General features: G+C 65.2%; 13 protein-coding genes. 3 read left to right on the top strand and 10 right to left on the bottom strand.

Annotated features, from left to right (window positions below; genetic code table 11):
• Positions 1-552: 552 nt before the first annotated feature.
• The 7 genes from WC326_16075 to WC326_16045 form a co-directional block, all read right to left on the bottom strand.
• Positions 553-3,675, bottom strand: a complete 3,123-nt coding sequence (locus tag WC326_16075; GenBank protein MFA7332586.1) for an efflux RND transporter permease subunit — start codon at positions 3,673-3,675, stop codon at positions 553-555.
• 46 nt (positions 3,676-3,721) lie between these two features.
• Entirely contained in the window at positions 3,722-4,846 is a 1,125-nt protein-coding gene (locus tag WC326_16070) for an efflux RND transporter periplasmic adaptor subunit (protein MFA7332585.1), read from the bottom strand.
• A 2-nt stretch (positions 4,847-4,848) separates the two neighbouring features.
• Complete coding sequence (locus WC326_16065; protein ID MFA7332584.1) at positions 4,849-6,270, bottom strand: TolC family protein; 1,422 nt, start codon at positions 6,268-6,270, stop codon at positions 4,849-4,851.
• Positions 6,257-6,865 (bottom strand): helix-turn-helix domain-containing protein, encoded by a 609-nt coding sequence (locus WC326_16060; GenBank protein MFA7332583.1) that lies wholly within the window; start codon positions 6,863-6,865, stop codon positions 6,257-6,259. The genes WC326_16065 and WC326_16060 overlap by 14 nt, the downstream gene beginning before the upstream one ends.
• Before the next feature lie 266 nt (positions 6,866-7,131).
• Positions 7,132-9,267, bottom strand: a complete 2,136-nt coding sequence (locus WC326_16055) for an ATP-binding protein (protein ID MFA7332582.1) — start codon at positions 9,265-9,267, stop codon at positions 7,132-7,134.
• A gap of 173 nt (positions 9,268-9,440) precedes the next feature.
• Positions 9,441-9,566 (bottom strand): hypothetical protein, encoded by a 126-nt coding sequence (locus tag WC326_16050; protein MFA7332581.1) that lies wholly within the window; start codon positions 9,564-9,566, stop codon positions 9,441-9,443.
• Between the two features lie 246 nt (positions 9,567-9,812).
• A complete protein-coding gene (locus tag WC326_16045; GenBank protein MFA7332580.1) occupies positions 9,813-10,580 on the bottom strand; it encodes a hypothetical protein in 768 nt (255 codons plus the stop codon).
• 180 nt (positions 10,581-10,760) lie between these two features.
• Here WC326_16045 and WC326_16040 point away from each other — a divergent pair, with 180 nt between their 5' ends.
• The 3 genes from WC326_16040 (at position 10,761) to polA (ending at position 15,984) form a co-directional block, all read left to right on the top strand.
• Entirely contained in the window at positions 10,761-11,825 is a 1,065-nt protein-coding gene (locus WC326_16040) for an Mrp/NBP35 family ATP-binding protein (protein ID MFA7332579.1), read from the top strand.
• Between the two features lie 146 nt (positions 11,826-11,971).
• A complete protein-coding gene (locus WC326_16035) occupies positions 11,972-12,964 on the top strand; it encodes a hypothetical protein (GenBank protein MFA7332578.1) in 993 nt (330 codons plus the stop codon).
• Positions 12,965-13,194: 230 nt separating this feature from the next.
• The gene (gene polA, locus WC326_16030; GenBank protein ID MFA7332577.1) at positions 13,195-15,984 is read left to right on the top strand and encodes a DNA polymerase I; all 2,790 of its coding nucleotides are present in this window, start codon (positions 13,195-13,197) and stop codon (positions 15,982-15,984) included.
• Between the two features lie 586 nt (positions 15,985-16,570).
• Here polA and WC326_16025 read toward each other — a convergent pair.
• From WC326_16025 to WC326_16015, 3 genes are all read right to left on the bottom strand, one after another.
• Positions 16,571-16,984, bottom strand: coding sequence for a type II secretion system F family protein (locus tag WC326_16025; protein MFA7332576.1), 414 nt, complete (start codon positions 16,982-16,984; stop codon positions 16,571-16,573).
• Positions 16,985-17,289: 305 nt separating this feature from the next.
• A complete protein-coding gene (locus WC326_16020) occupies positions 17,290-17,784 on the bottom strand; it encodes a hypothetical protein (GenBank protein ID MFA7332575.1) in 495 nt (164 codons plus the stop codon).
• A 26-nt stretch (positions 17,785-17,810) separates the two neighbouring features.
• Entirely contained in the window at positions 17,811-19,160 is a 1,350-nt protein-coding gene (locus tag WC326_16015; GenBank protein ID MFA7332574.1) for an RHS repeat-associated core domain-containing protein, read from the bottom strand.
• Positions 19,161-19,806: the final 646 nt, after the last annotated feature.

The raw sequence follows: 19,806 nt of genomic DNA, 5'->3' as shown, positions 1-19,806 counted from the left end.
GACCTGGCACCGACCTGGCACCGACCTGGCACCGGCCTGGCACCGGCCTGGCACCGGCCTGGCACCGGCCTGGCACCGGCCTGGCACCGGCCTGGCACCGGCCTGGCACCGCTTGATCCCGGCTTGGCCGGGACCCTTGTTTTCCACCTTTCTGCTGGCGCCAGAAAGGTGGAGCCAAAGAGGCGCTTTTTTCAGCGGCCGTAACTAGCCGGCCTCACGGCCGGCGTCGAACAGACGGCCGAGCGGTGTGATTCCTGATGCCGTGTAGTTAGTTCCGGCTGACGCCGTCACCACCTGGTTCTGGTTCAGCGCTACGCGCTTCACCTCACGCAACCTTTTCGTCATCCCCCGGCAACGTGATTGTCATCCCAGCGAAAGCTGGGATCCCATGGCTCGTTCCGGCCACTTGCCTTCCCTTGATTTCCACCCTTCTGCTGTCGCCAAAACTGGACAGTGCTCTGGCACCGACCTGGCACCGGCCTGGCACCGCTCCCCCGCTCCAAACAAAAAGGGCGCGGATCGCTCCGCGCCCTGGGATCGTCCGTTCGCCGACTATTCCTGGTTGACCCAGCCGGCGGTGAGCTTGCGCAGTTTGACAGTGGCTCCGTCGATCAGGCTGTAAAAGACCGGCACCACCACCAGGGTGAGCACCGTGGCCACGGTCATGCCGAAGATCACGGCGATGGCCATGCCCTGCCACCACTGGGTGGAGTCCGTCTCGCCCACCCATTGGAAATGCTTGAAGTCGAAGGAGATGCCCACGGCCATGGGTACCAGGCCCAACACCGTGCAGGCCGCCGTGAGCAGCACCGGCCGCAGACGGGTCGCCCCCGCCTGGATCAGCGCGTCGAACTTGCTGAGGCCCCGCTCGCGCAACTGGATGGTGTAATCCAGCAACACAATGGCGTTGTTCACCACCACGCCGGCCAGGCTGATCACGCCGATGCCGGTCATGATGATGCCGAAGGGCATGCGCGTCACCAGCAGTCCGAAGAACACGCCGATGAGCGAGAGCAGCACGGTGAAGATGATCACCAGCGGCGTGGACAGGCTCTTGAACTGGCTGACCAGCACCAGACCAATGAGGAAAATGGCGATCATGAAGGCCTTGCCCAGGAAGGCCTCGGCCTCATCCTGCTCCTTGCTCTGGCCGGCGAAGTTCAGGCTGTAGCCAGTGGGCAGCTCGTAATCCTTGAGCAGCCCCTTCACCTCGACCAAGGCCTCGTTGGGCAGGCGTCCTTCCACGTCGGCGGTCACGGTGACCACGCGCTTCTGATCCACGCGGTTGATCCCGCCCAGACCCGTGGTCAGTTGCACGTCTGCCACGCTGGAGAGCGGAACCAGTTTGCCCCCCTCCACCACCAGATTGAGATCCTGCACGTCCTCCACGGTCTTGCGGAAGGGCCGGTCGAAGCGGACCGTGATGTCCACGTCCTGGTCGTCCTCGCGGAAACTGCCCGTCTCCGCGCCGTTGAAGGCCGTGCGCACGGCGCCGCCGATCTGCGCGGTGGAAATGCCCAGGTAGGCCGCCCGTTCCCGGTCCACGCGGATCTGGATCTCCGGTTTGCCGCGGTCGAAGTCGCTCTGCAGGTTGACCAGGCCCTTCACGCCCTTGATGTGGGCCATGATGCGGTCAGCTTCGTCACCCAGCTGGCGGAATTCCTGCCCGGAGATCTCGATGGTGACGGGTTTACCCGTGGGCGGCCCCTCCTCCATCTTCTGCACCACCACCTTGGCGCCCGCCGTCCCGGCCAGGGCGGCGCGCAGGTCGGCCATGGTCTCCGTCGTCGGCCGCTCGCGATACTCGCGGTCCACCATGTCGATGGAGACGCGGCCCTTGTTGGCCGGCCCGCCCGTGGGTCCGCCCATGTCGAAGTTGGAGGTGCCCACGCCGGCCTGGGCCACGTAGGTCTGGACATCCTTGTAGGGGCCCATGCCCGCCTCGACACGCCGCAGGTAGGCGTCGGTGGCCTCCATTCGGCTGCCGGAGGGCAGCTCGAAATCCACGTAGACCTTCTTGGGGTCGATGGCGGGGAAGAACTCCGTGCCCGTGCCGAAGACGCCGTTGAGGACGATCATCACCAGCAGCAGGGCGTGGGCCCCCACCACCACCGTGACCCGGTGGTTGAGCGCCCAGGTCAGCACCCGTTTGTAGGACTGGGCGAAGGCCGCGTCCCGATGGTCGACGCCGGCGTCGCCGTGGCCCTTCTTGATGCGCAACAGCCAGCCGGCGATGACCGGATTGATGGTCATGGCGATGAACAGCGAGCTCGAGAGCACGATGATCAGCGTGATGGGCAGGTAGCTCATGAACTCGCCCATGATGCCCGGCCAGAAGACCATGGGAAGAAACGCGCCCAGCGTGGTCAGCGTGGAGCCGATGATCGGCCAGGCCACTTCCTTGGTGGCCTTGGAGGCCGCGTCGAAGGGTTTATGGCCCTCCTGCATGAAGCGGTAGATGTTCTCCACCACCACCACGGCGTTGTCCACCAGCATGCCCAGGGCCAGGATGAGGCTGAACAGCACGATCATGTTGAGCGTGTAGCCCAGCGCCTGGATGATGATCATCCCCATCAGCATGCTGAGCGGGATGGCCGTGGCCACGATCAGGCTCGTGCGGAAGCCCAGGAAGAAGACCAGCACCACCATCACCAGGATGAGGGCGTTGATGATCCCGTTCTCCAGCTCGTCCACCATGGCCTTGATGTCCTTGGACTGGTCGTTGCTGAAGGTGATGCGCGTGGTGGGGGGCAACTTGGGCAGCATGGCGCCGATGCGCGCGCGGGCCTCCTCCACGATGGTGATCAGGTTCTCGCCGGAGCGCTTGGACAGGCTGATGGTGACGCACTCGGTCCCGTCCATGCGCGCCGTGGAACTGCGGTCCTTGAAGCCGTAGGTCACGCTGGCCAGGTCGCGCACGTAAATCGGGAAGTGTTCGTCGGCCTTGACCACGAAGCCGCCGATCTCCGAGGGCGTGGCGATCTCGCCGGGGACGCGCAGCAGGTAGCTGTAGGCGCCCACGTCCATGCTGCCGCCGGGCATGTTGAGATTCTCATTGCGGATGGCGTTCTGCACGTCGTCCAGGGAAAGCCGGAAGTGGCGCAGCTTCTCCGGGTCCACGTTCACCTGGACCTCGCGCTCCAACCCGCCGGTGATCCCCACATCCAGCACGCCGGGGATGGTCTCCAGTTCGTCCTGGATGTCCTCGGCCACGTCCTTGAGCTCCGCCGGTCCGTACTCGCCGGAGACGTTGATCAACAGCACGGGGAAGGCGCTGAAGTTCACCTCGCTGACCATGGGATCCTCGGCGTCGGCGGGCAGCTCGGCGCGGGCCGCCTCCACCTTCTCGCGCACCTTGGAGAGCATGTCGTCCACGTCCTCGTCGGCGTCGAATTCGATGGAGATGACGGAGGCGCCCTCGGAGGACTGGGAACGCATCTCCTTGATCTTGTCGATCTCACTCAGCTTGGTCTCGATCTCCTTGGTGACCAGGTTCTCCATGTCCTCCGGGCTGGTGCCGAAGTAGAAGGTGGAGACGATCACGAAGGGGATGGTGATGTCCGGGGAGGATTCCCGCGGCAGGGTTTTGTAGCTCACGAACCCCATCGTGACGATCATCACGATCAGGGTGAAGATGCCCGCGCGATTGCGCAGGGCCAGGTCGATGAAACCCATCTCGATGCCTCTTCTCTTGTTCGGCCCAGCGGCGCCGGGCGGGCCGTCAGCGCTTGGCCTGCTCCGACATCTGGACCGCGGCGGGGGAGTCCACGACGGCCAGGGCCTGGCCGGGCACCAGTCCGCGGTAGCCGCTGACGATGAGCCGCTCGCCCGCCTTGAGGCCGCCCAGCACCTCCACCTGGTCGCCGTCGCGCTCGCCCAGGCTGAGCACGCGCACGACAGCCAGGCCGCCCTCCTCCACGAACACCACGTCCTGGTCCCCCTGGCGCTGCACCACGGTGACGGGCACAACGAGGCTTGCGGCGTCGCGGCCCCGGCGGATCTCCACCGTGCAGGCCATGCCGGGCCGCAGCGCGGCGCTCTTCTCCAGTTTCAGTTCCACGGGCAGCGTGCGGCTGCGGGCTTCCAGCACCGCGCCCACCCACTGGATGCGCGCCGGGCTTTCGATGCCCGCCTCGGAGACCCGCACCGTGGCCGCGGCGCCCTTCTCGGCGCGCGCCACCTGGTTCTCCGGCACGCCGCAGCGCACCTTCAGCTCGCCCTGGACCACCTGCAGCAGCGGGGAACCGGGATTGACCAGCTCGCCCACGTCCACCAGCCGCTCGGCGACGATGCCCGCCTTGGGCGCCGTCAGGAAGCAGTTCTCCAGGTCGATCCGCGCATTGGCCAGCCCGGCCTCGGCCATCCGCAGGCCGTTCTGGGCCTTCTTCCAGTCCGACTCGCTGACGCTCTGGCCCGCCTTGAACAGGCGGTCGGCGTTCTCGAAGTCCAATCGGGCGTTGCCGGCCTGGGCCTGGGCGGCGTCGAAGGCGGCCTGGTAGCGCCGGCTGTCCAGCACCAGCAGGGTGTCGCCGGCCTGGACCCGCGCCCCGCGATCCGCCACCACCCGGCGCAGCGTGCCGCTCACCTGGGAGGACAGGATGGCGTCGTTCTCGGCCAGCACTTCGCCCACCAGCAGCAGGCGGCTGCTGAAGGAGCGGGGCACCAGCGCCTCCACCACCACGTTGACCTTGTCCTGCTGGGTCGTGCCCTCCAGGACGTCCTTGCTGCCCTTTTCGTCCTGGGCCGCCTTGCCGTTGCCGCCGCAGCCGATCAGAACCAGCGTCCCGGCCGTCAGCAGGGCCAGGGTCGTGCGCCGGGCAGCGCCGGCGACTCTCGTCCTTGCCATGTCTATTCCTCGCTCTTGTAGTTCAGGTCCTGGTAGCTGGTCTGGTCCAGCAGTCCCAGCGCGTGCAACAACCCGATCCGCGCCTTGAGCAGCTCGAAGCGGGCCTGGGCCTCGTTCAGGCGCGCGGCCTTCATGGCCATGCGCGCGTCGCGCAGTTCCAGTTCGGAGCCCGCGCCGCCCTCGCGCCGCGTCTCGGCGATCTTCAAGCCTTCCGCCGCCGCCTCCGAGTTGCGGCTCCAGGCCTGCATGTCCAGGCTGCGGCGCTGCAGCTCGTCCAGAGCCGTCCGGCACTCCAGGCGGATGGCGTCCTGCAGCACGCTGTCGTCGGCCCGGGCCTTGCGCAGATCCTGCCGGCTCTTCACCACCTGGCTGGTGGTGCGGAACCCGTTGAACAGGGGCAGGCTGGCCTGCAGGCCCATGTTCCAGCTGTTGTTCCAGCTCTCGGACTGGCTGAACATGTCCCACTGGTTGGCGCGCTCCCAGTTGGCGAAGGCCGCCAGGGTGGGCAGGTGCTCGGCCTGGTAGACCTTCACGGCCCGTCGGTAGCCCGTCACCAGATTCGACGACAAGGCCACTTCCGCCCGATGCGCCAGCGCGAACTCGACCAGGCGGCGCTGGTCCTCGGGACCGATGCCACTTTCCAGCCGGCGGCCGTCCAGCAGGCCGGGAAACTCCGCCTCCAGCAGGTCGCAGCGCAGATCGAAATCGTGAGCCTCCAGATCCTGGCCCGGGGGCAGGTTGAGCTGGAGGGCCAGGCCTGCGGCGGCCTGGGAGTACCCATGCTCGGCCTCGCGCAGGGCGGGGATGGAGTTCATGTGCTCCACTTCGCTGCGCAGCAGGTCGAAGCGGCTCAGGGAGCCGATCTCGTGCAGCAGGCGGGCGTCGTCCAGCCGGGCTTGGGTCTGGGCGACCACCTCCTGGTTCAGGTCCGTCAGGTCCTCCAGCATGCCCATCTGGGCGTAGCCGGTCAGGTAGGTCTTCAGCAGCGTCGCCCGCTCCACGATCAGCGCCGCGTCGGAGACCCGCTCGTAGCTGCGCGAAACGCCGATGGCCTGGAAGGCGCTGCCGGAGAACAGCAACTGGGTCAGGTTGAGGCCCAGCTTGTAGTTGTCCTCGGCGGCCACCTTCAGCTCCGCCGTCTCCGTGCTGTCCACTTCCCAGAGGAAGCTTTGGACCTTGCCCAGCCGCGTGCCCGTGGCCGTGGCGGACAGGTTGGGCAGGGCGGTGGAGGCGGCCTCCACCACGTTCATGCGCGCCTTTTCCCGCTCGGCCAGCGCCTTCTGGTAGTCCCGATTGTGTTCCAGCAGCCAGGCCACCGCCTCGCCCACGGGCGGATCGAAGGTGGCGGCGCGGGGCGCCAGCCCCGGCAGCAGCAGACACCCCAGCAGCAGCGCGACGGGCCGCGCCCTCTTAGTGTTCCTCATGGAAGCCTCTCTCGCAGATCTGGATCCCCTCGAACAGAATGCGCAGCAACTCCCGGGTGAAGACTTCGTCGTCCAGCTCGATGAAGCGCTGCTTCTTGTTGTACAGATGGATGTGGAAAATCGAGATGACGATGGACGCGGAGGCCTCCACGCTGAGGTCCGCCCGGAACAGCCCGCGCGCGACCCCGGCCTGCAGGGCCTCGCTGACCACCTGCATGATGTCGCGGTCCTCGTTGCAGTGAACCAGCAGTTGCTGCTGCAACTCCGGACCCAGGCCCATCTCCGCGTCGCCGGTCATCAGCCGGCCCATCAACGGCCGCTCCTCCAGGTCTTGCAGGAAGCGCCGCACCAGGGCGCCCAGCGCCTCGCGGGGATCCTCGTGGCCGGCCGCCGCCTCGCGGGCCGCTTCGGCCATCAACTGACGCTCCCGCAGCACGGTCTTCAGGAAGAGATCCTCCTTGCTGGCCGCGTGCAGGTAGAGGCTGCCCTTGGCGATGCCCGCGTCCCGCGCGATGTCGTCCATCACCGTACGGCGGAACCCGAAGAGGGCGAATCGTTTGGCCGCCGCCTCCAGGATCAGGTCCGGTTTCTCCATCCCACCCTCGCTTGTCTGACGATTGACCCGTTGACCGATTGACTCATCTGACGTATTTGGTCAATCGGGTCACATGGTCATATTGCGCCAGCAGAGATGCAAGCACCGCTACGAAAAACCCAGCGCGCCGCTGGGACAGGATGCGAACGAGATCCGCAAACCGCTGGAATTTCAGGGATTAGGATAACGCGGGGTTGGGACAAGGACCGGCCGGGCGGCCACACTGCTCCGGCTGTGGCCGCACGTGGCGCGCGGAACCGCCTGGCTCAGACTTCGCCGTCCAGCACGCGCCGCAGGGTTTGCAGTAGCTGACGGGCGGTGAAGGGCTTGGGCAGCAGCTCCACCTGAGTGTTGGAGAACACCGCGTCCGTGAAGATGGTGTGCGAGTAGCCAGACATGTAGATCACCTTGAGCGTGGGCCGGAAGGCCATCAGGTCCAGGGCCAGGTCGGCGCCGGTCATGCCGCCGGGCATGATCACGTCGGTGAGCAGCAGGTCCACCCGTCCGCTGTGGAAGCGGAAGGCCTCCAGGGCGTCCGGCCCGCTTTCCGCGGCGATCACCGTGTAGCCGCCACTCTTGAGGATCCGCTTGACCAGGTTGCGCACGGTGGAGTCGTCCTCGGCCAGCAGGATGGTCTCGCGCCCGCCGCGCACCTCGTCCTCCACCACGTCCACGCCGCTGCCCAGCGCGACCTCGCCCTCGGGCAGGAAGACCTTGAAGGTGGCGCCGGCGCCGGGCTCGCTGTAGACGGCGATCTGGCCGCCGCTCTGCCGCACGATGCCGATCACCGTGGAGAGCCCCAATCCCGTGCCCTGGCCCAGGGCCTTGGTGGTGAAGAAGGGCTCGAAGATCCGGGACTTGACCTCGTCCGTCATGCCGGTGCCGGTGTCGGAGACCGTGAGCACCACGTGGGGCCCGGGCTGCATGTCCGGCAGCGAGCCCACCGTGTCCGCGTCCAGCAGGATGCTCGAGGTGCCGATGGTCAGCTTGCCGCCGTTGGGCATGGCGTCGCGGGCGTTGACGGCCAGGTTGAGCAGCACCTGCTCCAGCTGGCTGGGATCCGCGGTGACGATGCCCAGGCTGGGATCCAGGTCCAGCACGAGCTGCACGTCCTCGCCGATCAGGCGGCGCAACATCTTGTCCAGGTTGAGGATCAGTTCGTTGAGCTGCAATTCGCGCGGATTCAACATCTGCTGCCGGCTGAAGGCCAGCAACTGGCGGGTGAGGGCGCCGGCGCGCTGGCCGGACTGGTGGATCAGTTCCAGCTCCTGGTGCTGGGGATCCTCTTCCAGCGGGTGCTTGGAGAGCAGGATCTCGGCGTAGCCGTTGATCACGGTCAGGATGTTGTTGAAATCGTGGGCCACGCCACCGGCCAGCCGACCCACCGCCTCCATCTTCTGCATCTGCAGGAACTGCTGCTCCAGGGCGCGGCGCTCGCTGACGTCCAGGCCGGCGCCCACGAAGTAGGTCTCCCCGTTGAGTTCACAGCGGTTGCAGAGGTACTGGATCGGCACCTTGCGGCCGTCCCGGGTCAGGTAGTGCAGCTCCGTCGAGGCATGCCCGCTGGTCAGGGCGTCGGCCAGCAGCTGGTTCAGCCGTGCCCGGTCCGGCAGGTCGATGAGGTCCCAGACGCTGCACGCGCGGATTTCCTCGGCGGAATAGCCGCCCACCCGTTCCAGCTCCAGGTTCCAGCGCACCAGGTGCCCGTCCTTGTCCAGCATGACCACGATGCCCGGGATCCCGTTGAACAGCGCCTTGTTCAGGGCCTGCTCGTCCAGCAGATCCTGTTCGGTCTTGAGCCGCTCCTCCAGTTCGCGCCGGGTTTCCAGCACGGAGCGCTGGAACACCACCACGGCCACGGCGATCAGCGCGACCACGGAGAAAATCTGGTAGAGGATGCTGCCCAACTGGATGACGTCGGTGGTGGGGCGGCTGGGCGGCAACAGGCCGGCCCCTTCGGCCCAGAAGAACGTGAAGGCGGCCACGGTGTTGATGGCGGTCATGTAGAGCCCGCCGCGCAGCCCGAAGGTCAAGCCGGACAGCACGATCAACACCAGATAGAGCATGAACACCGACGAGTGGATGCCGCCGGAGGTGCTGATGGCCAGGCTGGCCAGGAGCCAGAAGCCCAGCACGGCCGTCCAGCGGGCCCCCCGGACGCGCCCCCGCCCCAGCAGCGCCAGGATGACCACGCAGAGGAGGAGTTGGTACAGGGCGATGCCGCCGTAGCGGTTGATCAGCAATGGATTCAGGATCATGAGCGGCAAAACGAAGATCAGCGTCGTGAACAGGGACATGCCGGCGGTGATGAGCAGAACCCACTGCTGCTGCACGGTTTCGATGGAACTGCCGGCTTTGGGCAGCAGGGCGCTGCGCAGCCGCTGAACCAGGTTGTTGCTCACGTGTCTCGACCCCCGTTGCCCATCCGTTCCTCGCTGTCAGCTTTATCGGCAAGCAACTGGCGGGTCTGAATAGGGGTGGGGCGACGGGGGCGGGCCATGAGAAAGGCCGGCTCACGCCGGCCTTATCAGCCAAGTCAGCGGGAGGATCCCGCTTGGGAGAGTGCGAAGTGGATCTAGAAAATCATGATGAACATCAACAGGATCAACAGGAAGAGCGGGCTGGAGAACAGCATGTCGCTCGGGAATCCCAGCAGCCGTTGCCGATTCAGCACGCGGGTTAGCTTGCGATCCGCAGTCATGGCGTCACTCCGTTGTGTTCTGTTTCAGGGCAGTGTGCAGCGTGGCCGCACGACAGTTCCCTTCTGAGCAAGAGGTGGGCCAATCCCGGGCCTGGGGACGCCCAGCTTTAAAAGGCCATGATCCTCATTGGAAATACTGCACTTGGCTCGAGGAGAATGTGGTTCGATTCTGATCCCCGCTGCGCGATTTCAGGCAGGGCTGTTCAATTCCCGGCAGCTCCGCGCGCCTCTGCCAGAGCGGCTTGATCAGGCGTCGTGGTGGCGGGCCAACCAGCGCAGCCAGTGACGCTGCTCCCAGGCCACCGCCTCGGAATACCCCGGATAGGCCCGTTCCAACTTTCTGAATTCCGCATGGTGATGGACCAACCGGCTGCCTTGGCGCTGACCCCCCAGCCGGGCGTGGAGCAGTTCGTGGTGCAGCAGGTTGTCCAGTACCGCCGCGGGCACCCCGGGGTGGCGCAGGGCGCCGTGGATCTCGATGCGCCGGGCCCGGCCGTCGTAGCGCCCCAGCACGCGCCGGCTGCGGCTGGTGGTCCAGACCACGGCGGGCAACTGGTCGGGCGGCAGCCCGGGGAAGGCGGCCTGGGCCACGGCGATCAGGCGGGCCTCCAGCCGCGGATCCACCAGCAGGCCCTGCGGACGCCGCAGCGGCCGGACCTCGCCCCAGTCGGCGCGCAGTTCGGAGAGGCGCAGGCCCAGTTCCCGGGGCGGTCGTTTGCGGCGGGCCCGGTGCATGAGCAAGAGGCCCAGATCCAGGGCACCGCGGGGATCCCGCTCCAGCAGACTGGCATCCACCGTGAAGCGCCAGACCGCCGGCGGGCCGGCCCCCAGCCTCAGGCTGCCCAGGGTGCTGCGGTTGCGCCGGGTCCGCACCAGCACGGGCGGCGGAGCGGCGGTGCCCAGCGCCCGGTCCAGCTCGCGCAGGCGCAGCGCGATCTCTTCCCGGCCAGGGAGAGCTTCCAAGTCAAGCTGCAGTTGCTGCGGGTGCGCGCGCATGGGTTCCGGCATGGTCATGGATTGAAATGTAAGTTCCTGACGCCCTCCCTAGCCGGCGGGGCCGGGAAGCGCTCCAACGCGGCGCGCCCGGCAGCGGGTTCCAGCTGGAGGCGACGCAGAAGCGGAGCGGACGCGCGGCGTCCAGCCCGCCGCACAGAACAGCCAAACGCCCGGCGCGCCCGGGTGGGAAAGGAAGGCATGGCCCTCACCCGTGACGAGATCCTGGATCTGCTCAAGCAGGTCAACTACCCGGGCCTGAACCGGGACCTGGTCTCCTTCGGCATGGTGCAGGAAGTGGAAATCCTGCCCGACGGCGTGAACATCTACCTGGAGGTGGCCAGCAAGGACCCCGACATCCCGCGGCGTTTGGATGCGGTGGTCAAGCGCGGGCTGGAAGCCAAGGTGCCGGGGCGCCTGCAGGTCTTCACCAAACTCAAGACCAGCGGCGAAAGCGAGGCCGGCCACGGACATGGTCACGCCCACGGAGCCCAGGACCCCAACCAGCTGCCCAAACTGCTCAACCAGGTCAAGCACGTGGTGGCCGTGGCCTCGGGCAAAGGCGGCGTGGGCAAGTCCGCCGTGGCCTCCAACCTGGCCGTGGCCCTGGCGGCGGCCGGCTATCGCACGGGCCTGCTGGACGCGGACATCTACGGCCCCAGCGTGCAGCTGATCATGGGCACCCTGGAGCGGCCCTTCGTCCAGGACAACAAGATCATTCCGCTGGAAGCCCACGGCGTGCACATGCTCTCCATCGGTCACCTGATCGAGGAGGACGCGGCGATGATCTGGCGCGGGCCGATGGTCATGCAGGCCCTAACCCAGTTGATGCAGGACGTGCTCTGGCCGGAATTGGATTTCATGGTGGTGGACATGCCCCCCGGCACGGGCGACGCGCAACTCACCATGGCCCAGCGGGTGAAGCTCTCCGGCGTGGTGGTGGTGACCACGCCCCAGGAAGTGGCGCTGATCGACGCCCGCAAGGCGATCACCATGTTCCGCAAGGTGGAAGTGCCCATCCTGGGGATCATCGAGAACATGAGCTGGTTCCAATGCCCGGACACGGGACGGCGCCACCACATCTTCGGCCAGGGCGGCGGCGCCCGGGAGGCCGAGCGTCAGCACGTGCCGCTGCTGGCCGAGCTGCCCATCGACATCCGCATCCGCGAGGGCGGCGACCTGGGGCGGCCCATCGTGACCCAGGATCCCGTCTATGCCGAGCTCTTCGACCAGGTGGTGCAGGCCATCTGCCGGCAGTTGCCCTGAGGAGCGGGCTGTCGAACTGGAGCAGGATCAAGCCCATGGGATGGGCATGATCCTTGCGTACCAAGCCAAGTTCCGGCTGTTGGCTGGTTGACAGCACTCCGGGGCCTTCCTACTTTAAGTGCGCTTGTCCGAAACCCGGAGGAATCATGCTGCGCGCGTCCTGCCTTGCGGTCACCTGCCTGTTTGCCCTGTCCGCCGCCCACGCCCAACCCGCCGCGGGGCCGCTCCACGGCTTCACGTTGCGCCTGCACGGGGGCCTGGATCACCTGGCTGGGCTGGGGGACCTCAACGACCAGATCAATTCCATGAACCAGTACTTCGGCACCACCGGCAGCTGGGTGGAGGATGCCCAGGGTCAGGACGTGGGCAATGGCTGGGCTCCCTATCTCAAGGTGCCGGAGCTTAACAACCGTCCGGACATGGGCCTCACGGTGGAAAAGGATCTCATCAACTGGCCGCACAGCCGGCTGGTGGCCGGGCTGGAATACTCCGCCGGGGCCTCCTCTTCCTCCAACACCTTCGAATTCTCACCGGGCGCGGGCTTCACGGCCTCGATCTTCGGCAAGGAGAGCGTGGACGTCAGCAACATGCTGGCCACCTGCCGCTACAGCCTGCGGGACCCCAACCTGCCGCTCTTCGCCCACGTGGGTCTGGGTCTGGGCTTCGGCTCCATCGAGGCCGCCGGCAGCTACATCCAGATGCAGGTTTCGCAGTTCGAGGCCGACCCGCTCTTCGGCGAGGTGGTCACCCAGCACACGGTGCTGGCGAACTACGACGGCAGCGCCTTGACGGCCCGCCTGTTCGTGGGCGCCGAGTACGACCTGGGACCCATGGCGATCATGCTGGACCTGGGCTACAACCACATGAATTTCGACGAGTTGGACGGCAACACGACGGAGCAGTTCCGCTCCAATGAAGGCGTTATGGAGAGCTGGCAGGTGACCGGTGCCCCGGACACGCGCTACGAATTCGTGCCGCTGATTTCCGAGTCCCTCCAGCGCGCGGTGGAGAACGCCCGCAACGAGCTGCTGGGCCGCCCCGTGGACGAGAGTCCCATCGACCTGAGCGGCGACGTGAAGTCCATCGCCTACGATCTCTCCGGCGGCTACGCGCGCCTGAGCCTGGGCTACCGCTTCTAGCCCGTTTGATGAACTGTCGAGGGGCCCCGGCGGGGCCCCTTTTTTTATCCCAGTTGGCAAAGTTCCCGGCGGTCCACTGCCGGGTGGAAGTAGTAGCCGAGCAGCCGCCAGCTTATTCTTTGCCGTGCCTCAGTGCCCCTGTGGTTGATCTCAGGATCCCACCGGGCGATCGGCCGGGCTTCGCCATCTTGGGCCCGGCACTCCCATCCGCTCTTGGCAGAAAGGCCATCATGCGCAAGCTCTTCCTCATCGACCTGATGTCGGTCTTCTTCAAATCCCACATGGCCCTGGAGCGTCGCCACCTGACCACGGGGGACGGCCTCATCGTCAGCGGCATCCACGGCGTGCTGACGACCCTGGCCCGCATCCTGAAGAGCGAGCGGCCCGACGGTCTGGCCATCATGACCGACACGGCGGCGCCCACCTTCCGGCACAAGCTCTATCCGGCCTACAAAGCCAACCGGCCGCCCATGCCGCCGGAGATGGCCGCCCAGCTACCGCACCTCTACGAACTGCTGGCCCTGGCCGGCCTGCCCGCCCACAAGCACGAGGGTTGGGAGGCCGACGACCTGCTGGGCACCTGCGTGGACCGCGCCCGGGCCACGGGCTGGGACGTCTACGTGGTGACGGCGGACAAGGACCTGATGCAGCTGGTGGGGCCGGGCGTCAGCCTGTTCAACCCGCAGAAAGGCGGCGAGATCGACCTGGTGGGCGTGGAGCGGGTGCGCGAGAAGTTCGGCGTGCGGCCGGATCAGGTGGTGGACGTGCTGGCGCTGATGGGCGACAGCTCGGACAACGTGCCCGGCGTGCCCGGCGTGGGGCCCAAAACAGCGGCGGAACTGGTCTCCAAGCACGGCGATTTGGACGGCGTCTACGCCCATCTGGAGGAGCTGGGGACCAAGGCCGTGCGCGCCAAGCTGGAGGCCAATCGCGAGCTGGCCTATCTCTCCAAGGAGCTGGTGATCATCGACCGCCACGCGCCCTGTGAATTTGACCCGGAGCAGCTGCCCGAACCCGCCTGGACTTCGGCGCCCTTCCTGCAGAAGCTGGGGGAACTGGGCCTGCGCAGCGCCATGCAGCAATTCGCCGCGCTCGGCGGGACCGCCAGGCTCGAGCCTGGCGGTCCCGCCCTGCTGGCCGACATGCCCCTGCCATCCCCGCCCGCCCAGCCCCGCGCCTACCACTGCGCGGCCACGCGGCCCGAGGTGCTGGAGCTGGCGGCCCGGCTGCGAGCGGAGACCGGCCCCGGCCGACCCGCCGCCTTCGATTTGGAAACCACGGGCCTGGACGCCCACGCCTGCCGGATCGTGGGCTTTTCTTTCAGCTGGGAGCCCGGCGTGGCCTGGTACGTCCCGGCACGCCTGAAGGACGGCGCCGGCGCCGGGATGGGCGGCGGCCTTTTCGAGACGGACGCGGCGGCGGCGGAGCTGGCCTGGGTGCTGGAGCAGCTGCGTTCGTGGTACGAGGACGCCGCCTTCCCCAAGCTGGGCCAGAACGCCAAGTACGATCTCAACGTGCTGGCGGCCCACGGCGTCACCGTGCGTGGTACGGTCTTCGACACCATGCTGGCCAGCTACGTGCTGCGGCCGGCCGGGCGCAAGCACGACCTGGACTCGCTTTCGCTGCAATACCTGGGAATGACGAAGATTCCCACCGAGGCCCTGATTGGCAGCGGCGCCAAGCAGATCAGCATGGCCGACGTGCCGCTGGAGACCATCAGCGAGTACGCCTGCGAAGACGCGGACTGCGTCCTCCGGCTCTGGCCGCTGCTGGAGGAAAACCTGCGCGAGGCCGGCCTGCTGGAGCTCTACCGCCGCATCGACCTGCCCATGCTGGAGGTGCTGGCCCGGATGGAGCAGGTGGGCGTGCAGGTGGACGTGAGCCTGCTGCGCAGCCTATCGGCCGAACTGGCGGAGAAGCTGGCCACGCTGGAGCGTGAAATCCACGAGCTGGCCGGCGAGTCCTTCAACCTGAACTCGCCCAAGCAGCTGGCGGGGATCCTGTTCGACAAGCGCGGGCTGAAGCCCGGCCGCAAGACCGCCAGCGGCTGGTCCACCGACGTGGACGAACTGGAGCGTCTGGCCCAGGTGGACGATTTGCCGCGCCAATTGCTGGATTATCGCCAGCTGGCCAAACTCAAGGGCACCTACTCCGACGCCCTGCCGCTGATGGTCAACCCACGCACCGGCCGCGTGCACACCAACTTCAACCAGACCATCGCCGCCACCGGCCGCCTGAGCAGCACGGATCCCAACCTGCAGAACATCCCCGTCCGCTCGGAGTGGGGCCGGCGGATCCGCAAGGCCTTCACGGCCCCCGGTCCGGATTTCGTACTCATCGACGCGGACTACAGCCAGATCGAACTACGGCTGCTGGCGCACATTTCAGGGGATGCGGAGCTGGTGGGCGCCTTCCGCGAAGGAGCGGACATCCACACCCGCACGGCGGCGGCGATCTTCCACGTGGAAGAGAAGGCCGTGGACAGCGAGATGCGGCGCCAGGCGAAAGTGGTCAACTTCGGCGTGATCTACGGGATGGGTGCTTTCGCGCTGGCGGGCAACCTGGGCATCCCCATGGGCGAGGCCAAGCGCTTCATCGAGGAGTATTTCGCGCTCTACAAAGGCGTCTGGGACTGGACGCGGCTGGTGATCGAGAGCGCCCGGGAGCGCGGCTATGTGGAGAACCTCTTCGGCCGCCGGCGCTACCTGCCTGATCTGCTCTCCCAGAACCGCCAACTGCGCGAGGGCACGGAGCGCATCGCGGTCAACACGCCCATCCAGGGCAGCGCGGCAGACTTGATCAAGCTGGCCATGATGAAGATCGACGCCCGCCTGGCCACAGACCTGGCCGGCTTGAAGATGATCTCCCAGGTGCACGACGAGCTGCTCTTCGAGGCCCCGCGCGCCCGCGCCGCCTACTTCGTCGAGGAGATTCGCCGCGAAATGGAGACGGTGATTCCGCTGGCCGTGCCGCTGGTGGCTGAACCGGGAATCGGCGAGAACTGGCTGGAGGCGAAGTAGCCCCCAGCGCCCCCTTGGCAGCGGTCGTCATCTCCCGGCTTGACCGGCAGCGGATGCACAGCCGTAAATGCGGCTTGACAGTGCTCTGGCACCGGCCTGGCACCGACCTGGCACCGACATGGCACTGACCTGGCACTGACCTGGCACCGGCCTGGCACCGGCCTGGCACCGACCTGGCACCGGCCTGGCACCGGCCTGGCACCGGCCTGGCACCGACCTGGCACCGCTTGATCCCGGCATGGCCGGGGCCCATGTTTTCCACCTTTCTGCTTGCGCCAGAAAGGTGGAGCCAAAGAGGCGCTTTTTCTCAACGGCTAGAGTCAGGCCACCTCGCGGTGGCCTTCCGCTAGCCGCCGTTTGGGCTTCCTGCAACCATGTAGTTGGTTCCGGCTGACGCCGTCACCACCTGGTTCTGGTTCAGCCCTGCGGGCTTCACCTCGCGCAGCCAGCACGTCTTCGAGCCGTTACGCCTTCGTGCTCAAGCAGGTCCTTGGATGTGTCACGCGCAACCCAGGCCAGGACTTGTCCGGCCTCTGTGCCCCTGTGACTCTGTGGTGAGCTGTCAGCCAAGGGGGCTTACAGAGGGTCAGGTGATGCACCTGACCTTCTTTTTCTCCAGGCTGATCCAGATGAACCCGAGGACGATCAGCGGGTAGGTCAGGGCGCGGGACAGGCTGCGCCGCAGCTCGGCAACCCGTTCATAGTAGTCCACCAGGTAGCGCGTGCAGAGGGCCAGCTGGCCGGTGCGCTCGCCGACGGCCACCAGGGAGAGGACCATGCCGGGCTGGGTGGGGTCGGCCTCGCGCAAGGCCTCGGCCACGCCGCGACCGGCTTTCAAGCCCTGCAGAAAGCGCGCACTGAAGCGCCGCCCGGCCACGGGTCCGCGGCTGTGCAACACGCCCTCCAAGGCCGCCTCCAGCGAGAGGCTGCGCGAGGCACAGGTGTGAAGGAGTTTCAAGCGCGGCAATAGAAGCTGTTCACGGGAGTGAAAGGAAGCCATCGAGTTTCGTCCACCGTTGTGCCAGACTGATTGCCCGCAATGTACGATCCGCATCAGGTGGACGCGTGTTGTTCACGCCGCTTTTCAATACATGATATGTAGGATGGAATCGAACGCACGCTGTCTTGCTGAAGCAAGTCCTTTAGCTTCGCGCCGCCGGATCTTCTTCCCAGGACCAGCGGCTGATCTGCCGGCCTTCCGTGTCGAAGCGGTACACAATCACGCCCGTGTTGCCCGAGCCCGGGACCGCCTAGCGAATGCTGGCCGGCAGGTTCTGTTTGTTTGGAAGCTACTTTATGCCAATTTTAGGTCCTTGAAATCGATATGAATAAATACCGTCCCGCAAAGCTAATCGCATAGCATCCAACGATATGAATTACTGAAAACAAAGGATATAGTGGGGTTTTCAGCAAATCTTTTCTCAGTTTCTTTATTGACCTATTCACCTCAATTCTCCTGAAGAAGTAACTTCTTATCAAATAAGAAAGGACCATTTCACCTCCCTTTCTATCAGAATAATAACCACGCTCTTCAAAATACTTCTTCAAAGCGCCTTGCAAATCCTTATTGTAATAAATGTGATTCGTTTTAATGAAAACGATTAAATGGCACATACCTAGTGTGGCTATCAATGCGAACTGAATGACCAGGAATACACTATTGTCTAAACCGATCGCTCCAACACCAAACGATATCGCCAGTGAGTACACTATCAGCATTTTCCACTTTTTCGCAATCTTCTTCCTTTCAGAGACTATCTGCCCTATTACCACATCAATCTCATCTCCGACACAATGCATGTCATTAACTCCAATTTGTATTGCCATCACCTATCAGTAAAAGTCTTAGAATTCTCTCTGGAAAGTTCAAGTAATCCCCGAAGATCATTCCCAGTTTTGTTTTGTTCAATTTTTTCAGTTTTGTTATTTTCTGTTTTTGTAATATCGAAAGGAATGGCTGGTATTGGCGTAAAGCCAATTGCTCCCCCAAACTCAATTGAAGCGCCGGCTACATCATCACCTGATTCAGGCTCTGTGAATCCACCATATGCCTGAATCAGCTTAAATGGCGTATTGATTGATAATGAAAGACTTGAAGACGGGACATCGAAATCCCTCAAACTTTCACTTGCTGGCAGAATTCTAACTCCAAAAGCAGCGTCTACTGAAGGAATCGATGATACACCAGTAATTTCACTACTCGTTAACCTGGCGTCAAATCTAGGTGGCGAGACTCCAAATTCGATGTCCCATTGGAAAGATCTCCCTATCACCTCTACATTGTCGAAAGTAAAAGCCGCTTGAAAAGAAATTCCTGAGCATCCATCTTTATCTACACTTCCTACAGGGTTACTTTCAACATAACCATAAGAGGTTACCGATGCGAATTCTTCCGCCAGCGGATCCCGCTGCCACCACCGGCCCAGGCGCGGATCATAGAAGCGCGCGCCGTAATTCATGGTCTGCAGGCCGAAGGTAGTATCCAGGGGCTTGCCCGTGTAGCCCTCGGGCGTGGTCTTGGTGTCGGGGGACTGCGGCAGCTCGCGGCCGAAGGGCGTGTAGTCCATCGGGTTCTTGGGCATCCAGCCGATCACGCTGCGGTCATCCGGAACCGTGGTGTGGCTTTCCACTCGCAGGCGCGGGCTGCCCAGGTGGTCGTTCAACACAATCTCCCCGCGCAGGACGTCGCTCTCAAGCGGCTGCGTACCGGTCATGGGGGCGCGGGTCTGCGCCAGGAGGCCGCGGGCTCCGTAGGTGCTCCAATTGCGCGTCAGGCTGCCCGGCAGGGGCAGGTCGTCTGTGCCGCCTGAGTTCATGAACTCGCGCCGATACCAATTGCCTTGCTCTCCAGCCTCCGTCAACACGTTCACCAGGCGGTGGTCGAGCACCCCGTTCGCTATTCCCACCCGCGCATCCAGCCGACCCAGCGCGTCGTAGTAGCTCCACTCGTTGCCTTCCGTGCCTGCCACCTTCTCGCCCGTCACAGCGTCCAGTTCCCAGGACCAGCGGCTGATCTGCCGACCTTCCGTGTCGTAGCGGTACTCGATCACGCCCGTGTTGCCTGAGGGCAGCGCCAGCTTGATGGTCGCCGGCAGGTTCTGGTAGTTTGACACGATGTCCGTGATGGTCGCGCCTGTGCCGTTTGGCATGAAGCGCGGCAGGGCATCGGTCTTCAAGCAGAAGTGTCGGTGATGGTTGGAAGTCACGCGGCAAATGTACGGATCCATTCGCGCCGGTTGGTGTCAGGCACGGTGCCAGACACCGTTCTCGCACGCCCCCATCCGCCCGTGTGCGCTGCGCGCACCCGGCCGGCTTCTCCCGCGGGGCGCGGGGGAAGCTGTTCCACACTCCGGGACTTCCGTCATGCTCGACCCACGGGATCACCCATGTCCATTCTCCAGGCGCCTCGTAGCGCCTGGGCGGTGTGATTCCGGCAGCCAAGTTGCCAAGGTGCTGACCGGAGCACGGAGCCTGGGATCCCAGCTTTCGCTGGGATGACAGTCACTTTGCCATGGGATCCCCCGTTCAAGCCGGGGGATGACGAGCGACTCCCCCCATCCCGACCTTCCCCCACTTCGCGGTTAAGGTGTCGCGCCGGCGGAAGTGAAAGGAATGAGTGAGGTGAAGCCCGGAAGGGCTGAACCAGAACCTGGGTGAAGCCGTCAGGCGAACCAACTACCTGGAGACAGGAAGGAGCCGCTGCCGCCAGCGGAAGCCCGCCGGGAGGCGGGCTGAGTCTGGACGGCCGGTCAGGCCGGGTGAGAAAAAGCGCCTCTTTGGCTCCACCTTTCTGGCGCCAGCAGAAAGGTGGAAAACAAGGCG

It is taken from the genome of Candidatus Delongbacteria bacterium (assembly GCA_041675285.1).
Classification (GTDB): Bacteria; CAIWAD01; CAIWAD01; order CAIWAD01; family CAIWAD01; genus CAIWAD01.
This window is presented reverse-complemented; position numbering and strand designations above follow the sequence as displayed.

Excerpts from the sequence above, each read along its gene's own strand:
- WC326_16075 (MFA7332586.1), bottom strand. The coding sequence starts at position 3,675 with ATGGGTTTCATCGACCTGGCCCTGCGCAATCGCGCGGGCATCTTCACC.
- WC326_16070 (MFA7332585.1), bottom strand. The coding sequence starts at position 4,846 with ATGGCAAGGACGAGAGTCGCCGGCGCTGCCCGGCGCACGACCCTGGCC.
- WC326_16065 (MFA7332584.1), bottom strand. The coding sequence starts at position 6,270 with ATGAGGAACACTAAGAGGGCGCGGCCCGTCGCGCTGCTGCTGGGGTGT.
- WC326_16060 (MFA7332583.1), bottom strand. The coding sequence starts at position 6,865 with ATGGAGAAACCGGACCTGATCCTGGAGGCGGCGGCCAAACGATTCGCC.
- WC326_16050 (MFA7332581.1), bottom strand. The coding sequence starts at position 9,566 with ATGACTGCGGATCGCAAGCTAACCCGCGTGCTGAATCGGCAACGGCTG.
- WC326_16045 (MFA7332580.1), bottom strand. The coding sequence starts at position 10,580 with ATGACCATGCCGGAACCCATGCGCGCGCACCCGCAGCAACTGCAGCTT.
- WC326_16040 (MFA7332579.1), top strand. The coding sequence starts at position 10,761 with ATGGCCCTCACCCGTGACGAGATCCTGGATCTGCTCAAGCAGGTCAAC.
- WC326_16035 (MFA7332578.1), top strand. The coding sequence starts at position 11,972 with ATGCTGCGCGCGTCCTGCCTTGCGGTCACCTGCCTGTTTGCCCTGTCC.
- polA (MFA7332577.1), top strand. The coding sequence starts at position 13,195 with ATGCGCAAGCTCTTCCTCATCGACCTGATGTCGGTCTTCTTCAAATCC.
- WC326_16025 (MFA7332576.1), bottom strand. The coding sequence starts at position 16,984 with ATGGCTTCCTTTCACTCCCGTGAACAGCTTCTATTGCCGCGCTTGAAA.
- WC326_16020 (MFA7332575.1), bottom strand. The coding sequence starts at position 17,784 with ATGCATTGTGTCGGAGATGAGATTGATGTGGTAATAGGGCAGATAGTC.